The organism is uncultured Christiangramia sp., from assembly GCF_913046405.1.
Taxonomy (GTDB): Bacteria; Bacteroidota; Bacteroidia; order Flavobacteriales; family Flavobacteriaceae; genus Christiangramia; species Christiangramia marina.
The window spans coordinates 36,995-53,350 of the sequence record NZ_CAJWRQ010000008.1 but is presented as its reverse complement, the minus strand read 5'-3'; the positions used below and the strand labels follow the sequence as shown (position 1 = coordinate 53,350).

The following is a 16,356-nucleotide window of genomic DNA, read 5'->3' as shown; positions in this document are numbered from 1 at the left end:
AGTTTGCTTTCAAATGTTTGAAAATCTACCTCTTTTAGATCGATTCCTCCAGCGGTCACAAATTCTTCTTTGAAAGTGCTTTTACCATTTACATTAAATTTGGCCGCTGTAAGCTGTGCGCCCAGATTCGATAATTGCTGCTTGTTGAGGTCTGCCCATTTACTATCCTGAGAAATGCCAGAAGCAAGAACAAGGCTGTGCCATAGTCTTTTTGGAAGGTCGAACTGAGCTCTTTTATAAACCTGTTGTTTGGAATGTTCCTGTTTCAGATCTTTTAAAGTCTCGATGATCGACAGTTCATTTTCACCAGGAATCCAGTTCACTTTTATGCTGAATTTATACTGAAGTTCATTTAAAGCCCTGGCGCCCCATGCTGAAAGCTTCAAGATCGCAGGACCACTGAAACCCCAGTGGGTAATGAGCAATGGGCCATCGCTGCTAAGTTTAGCTCCGGGAATTTCTACTTCTGCATCCAGAGCGATTCCGGGAAGGTCCTTGATCCTGTCATCTTCAATATCAAACGTGAAAAGGGATGGTACAGCATCTACGATGGAATGTCCGCTATTTTTCAATAGATTCCAGATCTTCGAATTGCTGCCTGTAGCAAGCATCAGTTTCTCACAGGAATATTCTTTGGAGCCTACTTCAATTTTCCAGTAATCACCTTCAGAAGAAAAACTTTTTAAACTTTCCCCAGTGCGGACTTCAATTTTCAAGTTATCGCATTCCTTTCTGAAGCAGTCAATAATAGTTTCCGAAGAATCTGTAACCGGGAACATTCTTCCGTCATCTTCAGTTTTAAGAGAAACTCCTCTGTCTTCAAACCAGCCAATAGTATCACCGGTCATAAATTTGTGAAAGGGTCCTCGAAGTTCTTTGCTTCCGCGGGGATATTTACGAACCAGTTTGGCAGGAATAAATTCAGCATGAGTAACATTACACCGGCCACCACCTGAGATGCGAACCTTATTCAAAACTTCCTTTCCTCTTTCCAGGATAAGGACTTTCAGAGACCTGTTATTTTCAGCAATATTGATCGCTGTAAAAAATCCTGCTGCACCGCCACCTACTATGATCCTGTCGAAATATTCCAAAATTGAGCTATTTGATGGCAAAAATAAACAACTAAAAGCTAGTATTTAGTTTTGCAACAACTTAACAGGATTCTGTAATCGATCCGGGTAATCTGAGATAATACCATCAACCCCAAAATCGATCATTCTCAGGATATCATTCACTTCATTCACGGTCCATACGTTTACCTTAAAGCCATGATCCTGACATAATTTCGTATTATCTCTCGTAATAATTCCTACGGAAGGGTGTATCGCCACTGCATCCAGTTTCTTTCCGAGTTCTATCGCTTCAGGTACACTCGCTTTACTTAGGACTGCAAGCGGGATACTGGAATTGATCTTTTTGACTTCGAATAATTCATTCTTCTGAAAGCTGGAAACCAGAAAGTTGCCATATTCCCAGTGTTCCTTTTCAACTTTATGCTGAATAATTTCTGAAACCGCTTTGGCAGTATTCCTGCCTTTAAGCTCAATATTGATCAGGCATTTATTCTCGATAAGATCCAGTACCTCTTGTAGAGTAGGAATTTTGAACCGGTCTTCGATCAAAAATGACTGCATTTCTGTACTGCTTTTTTTAGCTACTTCTCCGCTGCCATTAGTTGTTCTGTCCAGGGTAAAATCATGAATCACGAACAATTCGCCAGTAGCACATCGATGTACATCGATCTCGATCATATTCACCCCGAGGCTGATCGCTTTTTCAATACTTTCCAGTGTATTTTCAGCTAGATGAGCTTTAGCACCACGATGGCCAATTTTGTTGATCTTTTCCATTTTTGAAATTTAGAAATTAATGACTTTCCCTGAAAGTTTAGCGGTTTCACCACAAAACTCGGGAATTTTGAAATGATTATGACTGCTTAACATTTAATTAATTAAAAGCCGGAGTAAATTGAAATTCAACCAAAATTCGGGTAGATCTTGAGAAATTTTTCTTTGAATTACACCCAATTTTAAAATCAAATATAAATGGACAAGTGGTTCGCCTTTGACATTCCGTCCTTCGTTGCAATTATTTTAACAGCAATAGGGATCTATATCGCAATTGTCATATTCACCCGCATCGCCGGTAAAAGAAGTTTTTCTAAAATGTCCAGTTTCGACTTTGCTATGACCTTAGCACTGGGGTCCATGGTAGCAACTACCGTTCTAAGTAAAAGCGTGAGCTTGTGGGAGGGTATAGTTGGTATTGCAGCAGTATATGTTCTACAACTTTTTGTGGCAATCCTGCGTAGGTTTGAAATCGTTCAGAAAGCTATAGATAATGGTCCTTTGATGCTTATGGAAGGACAAACAATTTTACATGAAAATTTGAAAAAGGCCCGAGTGACTGAAGCAGATCTTCGTTCTAAGTTAAGAGAAGCGAATGTGATCAGGCTGAAAGAAGTGAGAGCGGTGGTTTTCGAAGCAACCGGCGATATTTCGGTTTTACATACTGATAAGGACGACGAGGAACTGGAAGGTTATCTATATAAAGACGTTTCAAAATAGAAGGAAGATGCAGGTAAAGGAAAGAACAAAACGGAAGAGTTTAAAAGATGTTTCAGATGAACAGATAAAGGCAGAATACGCCGAATTCATTCTTGAGAATGAGCACCCATGTATCATGGCTAAGACTATTTTCGCCATGGACCAGTTCACTCTCAAAACTTATGATGACTTTGGAAGTATGGAGACTGCTGCCAAATTATTAAAGGATTTAAAAGACTATATTGAAGCTTACGATTTTGAATCGAATGATTTCAAAACATTCCTGGCAGTATTTCCAAATTCTCCGGAATATTCTGAAATTTGCTTTGAAGAATTACTATGGAAGCAATTAGGCAACATTCATAAACTGGATAATGAGCCATGGGATCCCGCGGTGAGTGATAACCCCAAAGACGAAAATTTTAGTTTTAGCATTGGAGGAAAAGCATTTTATGTTGTGGGATTACATCCAAATTCTTCTAGAAAGGCAAGACAGAGTCCATATACTACTCTGACATTCAATTTACACTGGCAGTTCGAAAAACTCAGGGATATGGGAACCTATCAAAAAGTTCGCGATAGAATTCGTGATCGGGATGTAGCTTTGCAGGGTTCGATCAACCCGATGTTGGAAGACTTTGGAAATAACAGTGAGGCTAAGCAATATAGTGGACGTAAAGTCGATAAAGAATGGAAATGCCCTTTTCATTAGGAAATTAAAAAATGTACAGACTAAAAAAATACCGGAAAGATGAGGACGAATTTATTCTCCCATTTATTCGGAAATTTCCATTTGCCACCTTCGTCCTGAAAGGCGAAAATCTTCTAGCTACGCATATTCCTGTGCTTATCGATCAATCTGAAGATGATAATTGGAGATTTTTTTCGCATATCGCAAAACATAATGAACAGCAACAATTTCTGAAGGATGATGTTGAGGTATTAGTGATATTTCAAGGTGCTCACTCTTATGTTTCCTCTTCCTGGTACGAAGAAGCGGACATCAGCACCTGGGATTATTCGGCAGTGCATGTGAATGGCAAAATCAAACTTCAGTCAGATTCAGAACTAAGAGAATCTCTTTCAAAGCTGGTAGCTAATTTCGAAAAAGAGCAGGAAGATCCTCTTTATTATGATAAAATTCCGAAGAAAATGCTGGAAGATCACCTTCCGCAGATCACAGGGTTCTGGATCGATCCTGTAAAAGTTGAAGGTATCGCAAAACTACATCAGTCTTACCATTCTAAAGATGTTGAAAGAGTAGTAAGCAAATTAGATGCTTCAGAAGATCCTCTAAAAAATCAAATTTCAGAAGATATTAAAAACGAACATAATTTATAATGATCGAAGTAATCAAAAGACAAACGGGTGCGGCATTCAGACTACATAAAGGTCAGAAATTGAGGGTAATCGATCCAAACGGTGAACAGGTAAGCGATATGGTTCTTTTTAATGCGAAAGATACGCGGGAAAAGATCTCATCTGGCAAAACTCTGGATTTTGAGGAAAGTATTTTGATTAGTCAGGGTGATCATCTCTGGAGTAACAGGAGTAATAAAATGATGGAGATCCTGGAAGATACCAACGGTAGAAATGACTTTTTGCTAGCACCGTGCAGTCCTGAAACTTTCCAGATCATGTATAATAATAATGAGTATCACCCAAGTTGCTTTGAGAATCTTTATACCAACCTGGAGAAGTTCGAAATTCAGCCAGATGATATTCCTACCGCATTCAATATTTTTATGAACGTTCAGTTTGACACAAAGGGAAAACTTAGTGTAAATCCACCTTTAAGCAAAGCCGGTGACTATGTTCTGTTCGAAGCGAAAATGGACCTTATAGTTGCTTTAACGGCGTGCTCTGCTGAAGATAGCAATGGTGGAACCTTTAAACCAATTCACTACGAAATTATAGATTAAATATTCTTTCTACGGTAACGCATATTCAACATTTCTATCGCTAAAGAAAAGAATACCGCAAAATAGATGTAGCCTTTTGGCACATGATAATGTGCGCCTTCAACGATAAGCATCGCTCCAATGAGTATCAGGAACGATAAAGCCAGGATCTGAATTGTTGGATGATTGTTTACAAATTCTCCTACAGGTTTAGCGAAGATCATCATCACGATGATAGAAACAATTACCGCTATGATCATGAGGATAATTTGATCTGTCAAACCTACAGCTGTAAGTATGGAATCAAAGGAGAAAACAATGTCCAGAAGTACGATCTGTACGATCGCAGAGCTAAAACTTATCGTTGGCTTTTTACCATTTTCGGTAGTCTTATTTTCCTCCTGTCCTTCTACCTTATGATGAATTTCAAGTGTACTTTTAATAAGTAGAAATATACCACCGGCGACCAGAATAATATCACGCCAGCTTAATTCAAAATCTGCCACGGTGAGTACCGGTTCGGTAAGCCCAATAATCCATGTGATACTCAAAAGCAACAAAATTCGCATGATCAATGCAATGGACAAGCCGCCAATTCTGGCTTTTTTCTGACTCTCTTCGGGAACTTTGCCCGCTACTATAGATATAAATATGATATTGTCTATTCCCAGAACGATTTCCAGGAAAGTAAGAGTTAGAAGAGCTACCCAGGTATCTGGTTGTAGAAATATTTCCATGATCAATTGGTTGGTACAGCTTCAAAATTAGATAAAAATGAATTGCTCATAGTTAATATTATGAGAAACTGATTGAGCCTGTTAACTCTCGAATCCGAATTTATAATTAATCCTCCATAGACAAAAATCTGGAAAAGATCATAATCTGTTCGCCAGCGTGATTCAACTCGTACATAAATAAAGAACCTGTAAAGTGAAATTCCAGTCGATTATTGATCGCGAGAGAAGGTAAAGATTTACAGGGTCTCTATATTACAGAGAGGGAGAGATCTGTTGCCGGGATCAGCTTTTTTCAAGGTCTTTACACATAGCCAAGATCAAAACCAAATGAATCATAATTGTTGGCTTGCACATTTTCGCAATATGTTTCGAAGCTAAAACGTCCAATTTTGTATCCCATAGGGTGGAGATATTTCATAAACTAGATTTTAAATGGGTGTCTCGAATTTGATAATTTTTATCCTTAAAAAGCTTTAAACTGTTTGTAGTTGGTTCAGTTTATTTAATAATTCTTAAATTCTGCAATTAATTTTGAATGATTGATCATTTCGGTTTACATAACTTATTACTGGGATGGTTAATCTCACTTTACTAACGAACATGAATAAAATTTTCTTCTATTCCATAAGTGCAGCCCTTGCCGGGTTTCTTTTTGGATTTGATACAGTAGTAATTTCAGGAGCAGATAAACAATTACAAGCATTATGGGGGACTTCAGATGCCTTCCATGGTTCTGTTGTGATGGCCATGGCCTTATGGGGTACTGTGGTTGGAGCGATCTTCGGAGGTATTCCTACAAATAAATTTGGTAGAAAAAATACACTTATCGCTATTGGAATCCTGTATTTCGTCTCTGCCCTGGGTTCGTCTCTTGTAAACGATCCTTATACTTTCGCATTTTTTAGGTTCCTTGGAGGACTTGGTGTAGGAGCTTCTACCATTACAGCACCAGCCTATGTATCAGAAATCGCACCGGCCAACAAACGTGGTAAATTAGTTGCCCTTTACCAGTTCAATATTGTTCTTGGGATTCTTATCGCCTTTCTTTCTAATTATCTATTGAGAAATACCGGAGAAGAACCATGGAGGTGGATGGTTGGCGTAGAGGCAATTCCAGCTTTCCTCTATATTCTTTTCGTTATTGGTATTCCTAAGAGTCCGCGTTGGTTGGTCTCTAAAGGTAGAATGGCCGAGGCGAAGCGCATTCTGGAAAGGATCAATCCAGGATTGGATGTTAGCGCCAAAGTTCAGGAGATTAAGACACAATCTGATACTGAAGTTACCGGTGAGAATATCTTTATGAAAAAGTACCGTTTCCCGATTATTCTCGCATTTCTAATCGCATTTTTCAATCAGTTATCTGGTATCAATGCATTTCTGTATTATGCTCCTAGAATTTTTGAAGCTGCCGGACTTGGAGAAAGTACAGCCTTGTTAAGCAGTATAGGTATTGGAGTCGTGAATCTTTTATTTACCTTGTTAGGTGTGTTTCTTATTGATAAACTTGGTCGAAAACAACTCTTGCTATTTGGATCGATAGGCTATATCATATCTCTTTCACTGGTCGCAGCTGCATTTTTTCTGAATTGGGGAGGTTTATGGGTGCCCATATTCTTATTCCTGTTCATAGCTTCGCACGCCATAGGACAGGGAGCGGTTATCTGGGTATTTATTTCTGAAATATTCCCTAACAGATTGCGGGCATCAGGGCAGGCATTTGGAAGTTCAACTCACTGGGTGCTAGCAGCGATCATTCCTTCCAGTATTCCGTATTTGTTCAGTACCATTGGAGCAGGCTGGGTTTTCGCCTTCTTTGCATTCATGATGGTGCTACAACTGTTTTTCGTTATTTTTATGATGCCAGAAACCAAGGGGAAATCCCTGGAAGAACTGGCGGAAGAATTATCCATTAAAGAAATTTCAACTACAACCTGATATTATGAATAAAATTAAATTCGGTTTAACCTCACTGGCTGTTTGCTGCCTGTTTTTCAATTCGTGTAAGGATCAAAATTCTGAAGAAACTTCCGAAGAAATTACTCAGACAGAAGGTGAGGAAAACAGTGACGAAGCATATAGGCCCAATTTTCATTTTACTCCGGAAAAGAACTGGATGAATGATCCAAACGGGATGTTTTACCTGGATGGTACCTATCACTTATATTTCCAGTATTATCCAGACGATAATGTTTGGGGACCAATGCACTGGGGGCATGCCACGAGTAAAGATATGATTACCTGGGAAGAACAGGAGATCGCGTTGTTTCCAGATGAAAAAGGTTATATATTCTCGGGTAGTGCTGTAGTGGATAAGGAAAATACTTCAGGATTTGGTGAGGATGGCAAGACTCCGGTAGTGGCTATTTTCACTTATCATGAACCAAAAGGAGCAGAGAAGGGTGAGAAGGATTACCAGTCGCAAGCGATCGCTTATAGTCTTGATAAAGGGATGACCTGGACAAAATATAAAGGCAATCCTGTGTTACCCAATCCAGGAATTGAAAATTTTAGAGATCCCAAAGTAACCTGGGATAAGGAACACAAGCAGTGGCTTATGGCTCTGGCAACAACCGAAAAAACTTTGTTCTATACTTCACAGGATTTGAAAGAATGGAAAAAAGTTTCTGAATTCGGACAGGGAAATGGTGCACATGACGGGGTCTGGGAATGCCCGGATTTCTTTCCAATGCAGGTTGAAGGTACCGGTGAAACCAAATGGGTGCTGATCCAAAGTTTAAATCCTGGAGGCTATAATGGTGGATCTGGAACCCAGTATTTTGTAGGAGATTTTGATGGCACAACATTCACACCTGAAGAAAATATGACCAATCTGGAGGAAAAGCACGACTACTGGATAGACTTTGGAAGAGACAATTACGCTGGAGTAACCTGGGCTAACTTGCCAGAGGAGGATGGAAGGAAATTGTTTCTGGGTTGGATGTCTAACTGGTTATACGCACAGGAAGTACCAACCGAAACCTGGAGAAGTGCGATGACCATTGCAAGAGAACTGAAGCTTATCAAAGAAGATGGACAATACCTGGTTACTTCACAGCCGGTAGAGGAATTACAAAAATTCAGAGGTGAAGTAGTCAAGAAAAGCGCACTTTCAGCCAATAAGGATCTGGTACTTATTGATACATCAGCGATCGATCTTTCCAAAGCTGAGGTGAAATTCAGTATTTCCGGATTAGAGGAAGACGGGAACTATCATTTTACGCTTTCTAATGAAAAGGGAGAAAAATTCGTGGTGAATTATGATCATTCAAAACAAAAATTCAGCATGGATAGAAGTAAGGCAGGAATAAATGATTTTTCAGATAAGTTTTCCGGGACACCCTCAACAGCACCGAGAATAACAGCGTCTAATTCTATGGAAGTTCATATGCTACTTGATAAAACCAGTATGGAATTATTCATTGATAATGGAAAGACCGTTATTACAGAGATCTTTTTTTCTGAAAAGCCATGGGATACTTTCTCGATTGGTTCCGAAGAAAAAGATTTTATGGTAGATAGTTTTGAAGCTTATGAACTAAATTTTAATAATCAATAATAGTAAATGTCAAAAAGGATAAAGGCGGTTTGTTTTGGTGAGGTTTTGTATGACGTATTTCCAGATATGGAACGAATTGGTGGTGCACCGCTTAATGTTTCAGTAAGGTTGAGCAGTCTCGGTATCGATGCTGAAATGATCAGTAAAGTTGGAGTTGATTCCAGGGGAGATGAATTGCTGGACTACCTCAGAACTCAGGGAGTTGAAACCGGTAATATTCTAAAGGATGAAACCCGGGAGACGGGAGCGGTGGATGTAAAACTTTCACAAAGTGGTTCTGCCAGCTATACGATCAAATATCCTGCAGCCTGGGATGGTATTGTCGCTACTGAAACTATTGAGCAATCGGTTTCCCGTAGTGATGCATTTATCTTCGGAAGTTTGATCTGCCGTGATGATGTAAGCAGAAAGACCTTGTTCGATCTTATACCAAAAGCCTCTTACCGGGTCTTGGATTTCAATTTAAGACCTCCACATTATTCAAAAGATCTCTTAGCTGAATTGATCCAGCATGCAGAATTCATCAAATTTAATGATGATGAATTGTTTGAAATCGCAAAAATGTTAGGTTCAGAATATAATTCACTCGAGCAGAATTTGTTGTTTATTGCGGTGAAATCCAATGCTGAAACTATTTGCGTTACGAAGGGCAGACATGGTGCTGTTTTGATGCATGACAAAAAGCTTTATTATAATTCTGGTTACCAGGTGAAAGTCAAAGACACCGTAGGAGCCGGCGATTCATTTTTAGGTACGCTACTGGCGAAAATGCTTCAAGGAGAAAAGCCTCAGGTTGCACTGGATACGGCTTGTGCGATGGGCGCTTTAGTAGCGGCCAAAGAAGGTGCCAACCCGGTAATTTCAGAAGAATTATTGCACAGGTTCATGAATCCTATGGATGCTAAAAAAGTTAAATAATACTGAGCATGACTTATATAGACTGGATAGGTTCAGTAGGAGTATTTCTAATTCTTCTGGCATATGTGCTTAATGCTGCCGGAAAACTTGGAACCAAAGACCTTATCTATATTTTACTGAATTTGATAGGAGCCTCTTTGGCCTGTTATGCTTCGGTTTTAATGGACTACGTTCCATTCATAATTCTGGAAGCGGTCTGGGCTACGGTTTCACTCTTCAGTCTCATACGGTACAAAATGTAAAACCGAATCATAAAAAAAGCGATCCTAAACAGGATCGCTTTTCTTTTCTTAGTTGTTGGGGTTTAGTGTTATTTCTTCACACTTAGTTCTCTGGTTAACCATCCACTTCTGCTAGCGGTCGCAATCGCGTAAGGGGTGATCCAGAATAGTCCAAAAGTATGTAGAATACTGTATGAGTAAGCCCACAATGATTCTGAAAGCTTATATCTCTTGGCATAGAACAATACCGGGAAACTTGAGTAAACCATAATTCCCAGAAATGTTGAGCTAAGGAATAAAAGTGGGTGAGAGATTACGAAAAATAGCATAATCATAATCAATGGATAACTCATAATGATCTTCAGGAACTGGTTGATGAACAACAGTCTTGATCCAAGAGTTGAACCTTCTCTAAACTGAGTAAATACATATTTAGACATGGCGATATTCTCACGAACATTACTTCGTCCCCATCTAATAAACATCTTATAAAGACCTTTATATTGCTCAGGAACATTAGTGTATGCATACGCGTTTCTCTGGAAAAGAACGTGTTGTCCCTGTTTAAGGATCATATTGGTCATAGCTCTGTCTTCACCAATATCTGAGGGTTTCCCCATAAATGTCTGGTTGATCCACTCAGGAAGACATTCAAATACTGCACTGGCACGGTAAGCGGCTAGAGCTCCCGGAGTACAAAGTACAGATTCCAGTGTACTTTCCGCAGAACGCATAAATTCGAAACTTAGTACGAAATTCACGTTTAACATCTTTGGAAGTAAGGCTTTCTCGTTATTCAGAACTCTAATGTTACCTGCAACGGCACCACATTTCTCATTAACAACAAATGGGCTTACCAGGTTTCTTAAAGTATCTGCGTTTACTACAGAATCACTATCCACGGTCACAAAAACTTCACCGGTACCAAGATTAAAACCTCTGTACAATGCATGCCTTTTTCCTTTATTTTCAGGCTGCTGGTAAATCGCTACACGATCACCCAGAACTTCTTTAGCTTTCTGCATCCAGCTCCAGGTATCATCCTTACTACCGTCATCAATAGCAAGTAATTGTAGTTTTTCTGTAGGATATTCACTTTCTGCCAGGCTCATAAGCGTGGCATATACCTGTTTTCCCTCGTTATAAGCTGGAACGATCACGGTACAGGTTGGTAACTCTTCGTTAGAAACAGATTCTATAGGCTTGTACTTGAAGTACAACACCAGATTATATATAAAAAATGCTCCTCGATATAAGAACAGGGCAGATGCTAGGATAAAGAAAGCATAACCCCAGGTAGTATTCATTCTGGCAGTATTGATCTCAGTAAAATCTCTTTGCAGAAAATATACAAGGTATGCTGATCCTATCATGAGTATGAAAGTGCTAATAAGCACAACGATTCCCCATGTATTCAGCGGATTTTTGGTTGGTAAGAATTTATTTATTCCTGAAGCGTGTTCTTCTTCAGCAATAGTTTCATAATTCTTTTTAGTATTCATATTTCAGATTTTTATTCGTATTGGTTTTCATATAGGCAACTCTTATGCCATTAAAAAAGCCCTGGTAATCAGGGCTCAATTTGATCTTATATTAAAATCATGGGTGACAATTCCACACTTTTGCCGTGTAATCTGAAATATTCCTCAGTAGTGGAACTTATTCTGAAGGCACTTCTTCAGTCTCTTCTACAACTTCAGATTTTTCAGTTTCTTCAATTTCTTCCGTTACTTCAGAATCTACCGTTGGTTCTTCTTCATCTGAAAAATATGGGAATACATCCAGGATTGGTGATTCAGTAATTGCAGGAATGCTATAATCGCCCATAGTTTCCTGTAACGCCTGTTCCGTATTTTCATAAGCCTGCTTGACGTCGTTCGCCTGGATAAGCATGTATAAATTAGACTTTCTTTCTTTACCACTCTCATCATCATAACTAATGAGCGAAACCTTGGACTTGAACCATCGATCTGAATTTTCAAAAGGATGAACTTCAGATAGATTTGCCACCTTGATATTGGTGATCATGAACTCCTCACTTGTGTAAGTCTTCATTTCTTCTGTGATTCTTGCTTCAGCTTCCGTATAAGAAACAGCGTCCAGAAGATAGGTTTCAGTAGTTACTTTACTTTCCCCGGTTTCATGGGTCTTTCTATACTTTACTTTGCACTCGTACCATACTACGCTCATAATGAAAATCTTTTTTTGGGTCGGCAAATATAGATTTTAAAAGCAAAGTGTTCGTAGCAAGTTTGAGAAATTTGTAGAAGTTATAAATGTGAAAGTGAAAGTGGTTGAAAACCGGCTAATTACGGATTAGTTTTCTGTAGGTGTGATCCTTTGGTCAGTATTAAGTTGAAATGATTTGCAACAATAAGTACAGGCCATCAAGGAAGCTTCAGCTGGATCATGCTGAGCATGCAGTTCCTGGAAATCATTAAAAAAGCCAAGTTTGGTTCTTCCAGTCTTTTCGGGCAGGAGATCACAGCTTTTAAGGTGAACCACATGTTGGTTACCAAAGCGTTTTCTGTTCTCAAGATAAAAGCAAAACATTCCCTTCCTTTTGGGCAAAGATAGCGAAAAATGCTCCCTGAATAATTTCAACCTCATAGCTCAAATTTGAGGGCAAATGTATACCTGCATCCAGAGCTAAAGGTTCAGAAATTATTAATATCTTTTCTGCAGTATTATCTTATGGTTAATTGATTTGTAGATTAGTAAGTCGAAATACTAATCATTAAAATTACGCTGTTTATTCATTCAGTATGCACAAGAAGAAAGTGTTATTTCACAAGATACACGGTAGGTCAAGCAAGATATTTATCTCTCTGGCGTTAGTGTGCCTCGTGTTGTACGGCGTAGATTATTTCAATGATATGTTTGGAAGATTCGATAGCGTACTATTATTCAGCGCTCATTTGATTCTTTTACTATTCTGGAGCCGAATGATATTTAACAAGTCGGTAGTTTCCTGGAACAAACTTGGAATAAATATTAAAATGAAGGGAATCTGGGGAAGCAGTTTACTTTTGAAAAGATTCGTTCGGTTGAAATTACAGAAAGTGAACTTATTATTATTGGTCGCTACGGAAAAACATCAATTTTTGATATTAAACATGTTTCAATACAGGATAGGGAACGAATCGCAGAGATCTTTGATCGATATTGCACGGCATCTTATTATGAATTGAAGAAAGCCAGTTGAATATTTGAGAACTATTATACCTGTTCTTACTGAAATAATGGTGCAGCTGATTGAGGCTTCCATTGACTTTAAGATCGATAGAACATTTTGAAGTGTGATAGCAAAACTTACTTATTGCGAAATTCATTTATATTCTTTTACCTCTTCGAGCTATTCAATATGATAATATCGCACAACTTGTGAGTATAAGGCGATACAATTGGTAATTGAACCTAAATTCCGATCCATTTATTTAATTTAGTTGCCAGACATTGGAACAATGAACGAAATCATAACTACTATTTTCTTCTTTATTGCCGTGATCGATCCGCTTGGTTCGGTACCGGTTTATCTGGAAGCAACCAAGAACATTCCGGAAAAGAAACGTAAGACAGTCGCGATCAGAGCTTCTATTATTGCATTTCTAATACTACTGTTCTTTATTATTGTAGGACAGCTTGTTCTTGATGGAATGGATGTTTCCCTGGATGCTTTTCAGATCTCAGGGGGCGTGATCCTTTTCTTGTTCGCCCTTACAATGATCTTTGGTGATGGAAAACCTGAATCTGAAAAAGGTCTTATCAAAGATTACAAGCATGTGGTGATCTTTCCAGTTGCCATCCCATCTATTGCTTCTCCAGGTGCGATCATGGCAGTAGTGCTAATGACAGATAATAATCTATATACAATACAGCAACAGGCTGTGACCACGGCGTTGGTTCTCGTGGTTATCACTATAACTTGCATATTGCTATTAACAGCTAATCGAGTGAAAGATCATGTGGGAGAATATGGGATCACTGTGGTAAGTAAGATCATGGGGCTAATCCTGGCAGCCTACGCAACCCAATCCATACTGGCAGGATTAAGAGACTTTTTTGTAGTTTTAAAATAGCCTGATAGCCCATTTGATATGACTAAAATAAAATATCCATATAAACATTTCTTCGGCCTTCTGATAGTTTTTCTGGCGCTGCAATCCTGCGAGGATAAGAAGGAGATTAGTTCTATAGATCCTATAAGTTGGGAGTCGAGACAAATTGCTATTCCGCAGAATGATTCCTTGGCTTCCGGTGAAACTTATCTCTCTATTTATTCTGAAATCTATAGTCAGACAGAACATATCACTCATGATCTAACTGCGACCATTAGCATGAGGAACACCAGTCGTGAGGATACGATTTATGTTGAAAGAGCCGACTATTACGCGACTAATGGAAAGCTCATCCGAACTTATTTTGATGCTCCTATTTATATCGCGCCACTGGAGACGATTGAAATTGTGATCGATGAAACCGATAAGTCTGGTGGAACCGGGGCTAACTTTGTGTTTGACTGGCAGGCAGATCTGAATACTACCGAGCCGGTATTCGATGCTGTGATGATCTCCACTTCCGGGCAGCAGGGCCTTTCTTTTACTACACAGGGAATTCGTACTAAATAATTACTATTTTAAGAAAATAGAGGTTCCACCGTTAACTTGATCGTTGAATACTAGTATTTTAACGGATATTTTTTTCATTTCTCAGGATTTAATGCCTAAATTTACCATCCAAATCAGGTCTAAACCTACAAATGCCAGCCCTAATCCGCATTTATTAAGACCATAATAAATTGCGTCATGAATAAAGTGAGGTTGTTGGGATTGGGGATGATCACCTTTGGAATCCTCATTGGCTACCTGAGCACAAGTACAAATTTTCATTTAGTTTCAGGGGTCATGCTGGGTCTCGGTATAGGATGGACTATAACCGGTAGATTCGGTCGAAAACATGATACTACCATCTCTGGAATTAAAACTACTACTTCAGAAGAGCAAACCGTCTAATTTCATTCATTCAGTTAAGGAGATCAATTGTCTTTAAAAATTCTGTTTTAAGGTAACATTATTAACCCAGATCAATCAACCAGGTTAAAATATTTACAAACCCACTCGCCAAATTTATACAGCTCCATATCCCCTCGTATTTTTGTTTCCGAATTTAAAAGAAATCTAAAAATCACAATTATGGAAGATAATATTAAAGGTAAAGTAGTAATAATAACAGGAGGTAGTAGTGGACTTGGGGAAAATACAGCCCGTCATTTAGCTTCACGAGGAGCAAAGGTAGTTATTGCCGCAAGACGTAAGGAAAAATTGGATGCCATTGCTGAAGATATCAGAAAAGATGGAGGTGAAGCGCTGGTAGTGGAGACTGACGTTACTAAAAGAGAAGACCTGAAAAATCTCATTAGACTTAGTAAAAAAGAATATGGAAAAATTGATGTTCTTATCAATAATGCCGGATTAATGGCTATCGCACCTCTTGCTGAAGATAAAGTGGAGGAGTGGGATAAAATGATCGATATCAATGTAAAGGGTGTGCTTTACGGGATTTCCGCAGCGCTACCAGTATTCCATGAACAGGGATTTGGCCACTTTATAAATCTTTCTTCAGTTGCAGGAATTAAAGTATTTAGTCCTGGAGGAACCGTTTACAGCGGAACTAAATATGCGGTAAGAGCAATTACTGATGGTTTACGTCATGAGGTTGGTGGGAACATAAGAACAACAACCATAGAACCTGGAGCTATAGATTCTGAATTAAAATATGGTTCAAGCCATGATGAAAGTTCAGAAAACGTAAAAGAGTTTTACAAGCAGGCAATTCCTGGAGACTCTATTGCCAGAGCTATAGCGTATGCTATTGAGCAACCAAATGAGGTAGACGTGAATGAGATCGTAATTAGACCTACAGTTCAGGAATTCTAGTTGAGATGTTTATGCCGAAGTAAAAAAAGTCCTTCAGATAATTCTGAAGGACTTTTTTATAGTGTTAAACTTCAGGTTTTTTACTAAAGTACTGCAGCTTTCGGTTTTACCTCGTTGTCGGTATTTGCTCCTTCCGAGTAGAAAGTATCCTCATTCCAGGAGTCCATTTCAACATCCTGTCCAATTTTTTTAGCAAGATCTGGATTAGAGATAAATGGTTTTCGGAAGGCAAAAAGATCTGCATCAACATCTTCAATAACTTCATTCCCTTTTTCTAAAACAAAAATCTATCAGGAATTTTCTCGAAAGCTATAAGGATTTCTCATTTTTTCAATCAATTTATTCTTTTAAGGTCAGAATATTAAGATAGTTATATCAATGTCTTTAACTATTTCGCATTTTTAGATGAGATGATTTTCTGAGGAGTTTATTGGTCACAAAGTCGCTTTCTTATAGCAGCGAAAATATAACAAAATTATACGAGCTCGCAGGAATCTAAAAAAGTATTTCATACGTAGATTTCCCGTGCGTTTAAAGC

Annotated in this window: 19 protein-coding genes; 13 read left to right on the top strand and 6 right to left on the bottom strand. The window is 38.6% G+C overall.

What is annotated here, in order from left to right:
- Both QZ620_RS02180 and QZ620_RS02175 read right to left on the bottom strand, forming a co-directional pair.
- On the bottom strand, window positions 1–1,097 hold a 1,097-nt coding region (locus tag QZ620_RS02180; RefSeq protein ID WP_295178611.1), incomplete at its 3' end, for an NAD(P)/FAD-dependent oxidoreductase.
- 42 nt (window positions 1,098–1,139) lie between these two features.
- Window positions 1,140–1,853, bottom strand: a complete 714-nt coding sequence (locus tag QZ620_RS02175) for a glycerophosphodiester phosphodiesterase family protein (protein WP_295178606.1) — start codon at window positions 1,851–1,853, stop codon at window positions 1,140–1,142.
- A gap of 195 nt (window positions 1,854–2,048) precedes the next feature.
- On the opposite strand from QZ620_RS02175, the gene QZ620_RS02170 reads away from it, so the two are divergent.
- From QZ620_RS02170 to QZ620_RS02155, 4 genes are read left to right on the top strand one after another with little or no spacing between them, the layout of a single operon-like run.
- Window positions 2,049–2,570: a DUF421 domain-containing protein gene (locus QZ620_RS02170; RefSeq protein WP_295178603.1), complete on the top strand. Its 522-nt coding sequence runs from the start codon at window positions 2,049–2,051 to the stop codon at window positions 2,568–2,570.
- A gap of 7 nt (window positions 2,571–2,577) precedes the next feature.
- The gene (gntA, locus tag QZ620_RS02165) at window positions 2,578–3,261 is read left to right on the top strand and encodes a guanitoxin biosynthesis heme-dependent pre-guanitoxin N-hydroxylase GntA (protein WP_295178600.1); all 684 of its coding nucleotides are present in this window, start codon (window positions 2,578–2,580) and stop codon (window positions 3,259–3,261) included.
- Window positions 3,262–3,272: 11 nt separating this feature from the next.
- Window positions 3,273–3,890, top strand: coding sequence for an FMN-binding negative transcriptional regulator (locus tag QZ620_RS02160; RefSeq protein ID WP_295178598.1), 618 nt, complete (start codon window positions 3,273–3,275; stop codon window positions 3,888–3,890).
- Window positions 3,890–4,471 carry an urea carboxylase-associated family protein gene (locus QZ620_RS02155; protein WP_295178596.1) on the top strand — a complete coding sequence of 194 codons (582 nt, stop codon included), beginning with the start codon at window positions 3,890–3,892 and terminating at the stop codon, window positions 4,469–4,471. Before QZ620_RS02160 ends, QZ620_RS02155 begins: the two co-directional genes overlap by 1 nt.
- On the opposite strand, the gene QZ620_RS02150 is transcribed toward QZ620_RS02155, so the two are convergent.
- Window positions 4,468–5,187: a TerC family protein gene (locus tag QZ620_RS02150; protein WP_295178595.1), complete on the bottom strand. Its 720-nt coding sequence runs from the start codon at window positions 5,185–5,187 to the stop codon at window positions 4,468–4,470. The genes QZ620_RS02155 and QZ620_RS02150 overlap by 4 nt on opposite strands.
- Window positions 5,188–5,760: 573 nt before the next feature.
- Here QZ620_RS02150 and QZ620_RS02145 point away from each other — a divergent pair.
- The 4 genes from QZ620_RS02145 to QZ620_RS02130 are packed head-to-tail and all read left to right on the top strand — an operon-like array spanning window position 5,761 to window position 9,903.
- Window positions 5,761–7,122 carry a sugar porter family MFS transporter gene (locus tag QZ620_RS02145; RefSeq protein ID WP_295178593.1) on the top strand — a complete coding sequence of 454 codons (1,362 nt, stop codon included), beginning with the start codon at window positions 5,761–5,763 and terminating at the stop codon, window positions 7,120–7,122.
- Between the two features lie 4 nt (window positions 7,123–7,126).
- Window positions 7,127–8,743: a glycoside hydrolase family 32 protein gene (locus QZ620_RS02140; protein WP_295178591.1), complete on the top strand. Its 1,617-nt coding sequence runs from the start codon at window positions 7,127–7,129 to the stop codon at window positions 8,741–8,743.
- A 6-nt stretch (window positions 8,744–8,749) separates the two neighbouring features.
- Window positions 8,750–9,661, top strand: coding sequence for a carbohydrate kinase (locus QZ620_RS02135; RefSeq protein ID WP_295178589.1), 912 nt, complete (start codon window positions 8,750–8,752; stop codon window positions 9,659–9,661).
- Window positions 9,662–9,669: 8 nt separating this feature from the next.
- Window positions 9,670–9,903, top strand: coding sequence for a hypothetical protein (locus tag QZ620_RS02130; RefSeq protein ID WP_141878946.1), 234 nt, complete (start codon window positions 9,670–9,672; stop codon window positions 9,901–9,903).
- A 68-nt stretch (window positions 9,904–9,971) separates the two neighbouring features.
- Here QZ620_RS02130 and QZ620_RS02125 read toward each other — a convergent pair whose 3' ends face one another.
- The 3 genes from QZ620_RS02125 to QZ620_RS02115 all read right to left on the bottom strand — a co-directional run bounded on the left by QZ620_RS02125 (window position 9,972) and on the right by QZ620_RS02115 (window position 12,435).
- Window positions 9,972–11,384: a glycosyltransferase family 2 protein gene (locus QZ620_RS02125; RefSeq protein WP_295178586.1), complete on the bottom strand. Its 1,413-nt coding sequence runs from the start codon at window positions 11,382–11,384 to the stop codon at window positions 9,972–9,974.
- 157 nt (window positions 11,385–11,541) lie between these two features.
- Window positions 11,542–12,072: a DUF4494 domain-containing protein gene (locus QZ620_RS02120; protein WP_295178585.1), complete on the bottom strand. Its 531-nt coding sequence runs from the start codon at window positions 12,070–12,072 to the stop codon at window positions 11,542–11,544.
- A 126-nt stretch (window positions 12,073–12,198) separates the two neighbouring features.
- The gene (locus tag QZ620_RS02115) at window positions 12,199–12,435 is read right to left on the bottom strand and encodes a hypothetical protein (RefSeq protein ID WP_295178584.1); all 237 of its coding nucleotides are present in this window, start codon (window positions 12,433–12,435) and stop codon (window positions 12,199–12,201) included.
- 212 nt (window positions 12,436–12,647) lie between these two features.
- Between QZ620_RS02115 and QZ620_RS02110 the strand changes: the two genes are divergently transcribed.
- The 5 genes from QZ620_RS02110 to QZ620_RS02090 all read left to right on the top strand — a co-directional run bounded on the left by QZ620_RS02110 (window position 12,648) and on the right by QZ620_RS02090 (window position 15,818).
- A complete protein-coding gene (locus QZ620_RS02110) occupies window positions 12,648–13,073 on the top strand; it encodes a hypothetical protein (RefSeq protein WP_295178582.1) in 426 nt (141 codons plus the stop codon).
- Between the two features lie 273 nt (window positions 13,074–13,346).
- Entirely contained in the window at window positions 13,347–13,961 is a 615-nt protein-coding gene (locus QZ620_RS02105; RefSeq protein ID WP_295178580.1) for a MarC family protein, read from the top strand.
- A gap of 18 nt (window positions 13,962–13,979) precedes the next feature.
- A complete protein-coding gene (locus tag QZ620_RS02100; protein WP_295178577.1) occupies window positions 13,980–14,510 on the top strand; it encodes a DUF3124 domain-containing protein in 531 nt (176 codons plus the stop codon).
- A 177-nt stretch (window positions 14,511–14,687) separates the two neighbouring features.
- Window positions 14,688–14,894 (top strand): hypothetical protein, encoded by a 207-nt coding sequence (locus tag QZ620_RS02095; protein WP_295178575.1) that lies wholly within the window; start codon window positions 14,688–14,690, stop codon window positions 14,892–14,894.
- A 180-nt stretch (window positions 14,895–15,074) separates the two neighbouring features.
- Window positions 15,075–15,818 (top strand): SDR family oxidoreductase, encoded by a 744-nt coding sequence (locus tag QZ620_RS02090; protein ID WP_295178573.1) that lies wholly within the window; start codon window positions 15,075–15,077, stop codon window positions 15,816–15,818.
- The last annotated feature ends 538 nt before the right edge of the window (window positions 15,819–16,356 follow it).

What these genes read in the sequence shown, in the direction of transcription:
- QZ620_RS02175 (WP_295178606.1), bottom strand. Translation starts at nt 1,853, where the DNA reads ATGGAAAAGATCAACAAAATTGGCCATCGTGGTGCTAAAGCTCATCTA.
- QZ620_RS02170 (WP_295178603.1), top strand. Translation starts at nt 2,049, where the DNA reads ATGGACAAGTGGTTCGCCTTTGACATTCCGTCCTTCGTTGCAATTATT.
- gntA (WP_295178600.1), top strand. Translation starts at nt 2,578, where the DNA reads ATGCAGGTAAAGGAAAGAACAAAACGGAAGAGTTTAAAAGATGTTTCA.
- QZ620_RS02160 (WP_295178598.1), top strand. Translation starts at nt 3,273, where the DNA reads ATGTACAGACTAAAAAAATACCGGAAAGATGAGGACGAATTTATTCTC.
- QZ620_RS02155 (WP_295178596.1), top strand. Translation starts at nt 3,890, where the DNA reads ATGATCGAAGTAATCAAAAGACAAACGGGTGCGGCATTCAGACTACAT.
- QZ620_RS02150 (WP_295178595.1), bottom strand. Translation starts at nt 5,187, where the DNA reads ATGGAAATATTTCTACAACCAGATACCTGGGTAGCTCTTCTAACTCTT.
- QZ620_RS02145 (WP_295178593.1), top strand. Translation starts at nt 5,761, where the DNA reads ATGGTTAATCTCACTTTACTAACGAACATGAATAAAATTTTCTTCTAT.
- QZ620_RS02140 (WP_295178591.1), top strand. Translation starts at nt 7,127, where the DNA reads ATGAATAAAATTAAATTCGGTTTAACCTCACTGGCTGTTTGCTGCCTG.
- QZ620_RS02135 (WP_295178589.1), top strand. Translation starts at nt 8,750, where the DNA reads ATGTCAAAAAGGATAAAGGCGGTTTGTTTTGGTGAGGTTTTGTATGAC.
- QZ620_RS02130 (WP_141878946.1), top strand. Translation starts at nt 9,670, where the DNA reads ATGACTTATATAGACTGGATAGGTTCAGTAGGAGTATTTCTAATTCTT.
- QZ620_RS02125 (WP_295178586.1), bottom strand. Translation starts at nt 11,384, where the DNA reads ATGAATACTAAAAAGAATTATGAAACTATTGCTGAAGAAGAACACGCT.
- QZ620_RS02120 (WP_295178585.1), bottom strand. Translation starts at nt 12,072, where the DNA reads ATGAGCGTAGTATGGTACGAGTGCAAAGTAAAGTATAGAAAGACCCAT.
- QZ620_RS02115 (WP_295178584.1), bottom strand. Translation starts at nt 12,435, where the DNA reads ATGTTTTGCTTTTATCTTGAGAACAGAAAACGCTTTGGTAACCAACAT.
- QZ620_RS02110 (WP_295178582.1), top strand. Translation starts at nt 12,648, where the DNA reads ATGCACAAGAAGAAAGTGTTATTTCACAAGATACACGGTAGGTCAAGC.
- QZ620_RS02105 (WP_295178580.1), top strand. Translation starts at nt 13,347, where the DNA reads ATGAACGAAATCATAACTACTATTTTCTTCTTTATTGCCGTGATCGAT.
- QZ620_RS02100 (WP_295178577.1), top strand. Translation starts at nt 13,980, where the DNA reads ATGACTAAAATAAAATATCCATATAAACATTTCTTCGGCCTTCTGATA.
- QZ620_RS02095 (WP_295178575.1), top strand. Translation starts at nt 14,688, where the DNA reads ATGAATAAAGTGAGGTTGTTGGGATTGGGGATGATCACCTTTGGAATC.
- QZ620_RS02090 (WP_295178573.1), top strand. Translation starts at nt 15,075, where the DNA reads ATGGAAGATAATATTAAAGGTAAAGTAGTAATAATAACAGGAGGTAGT.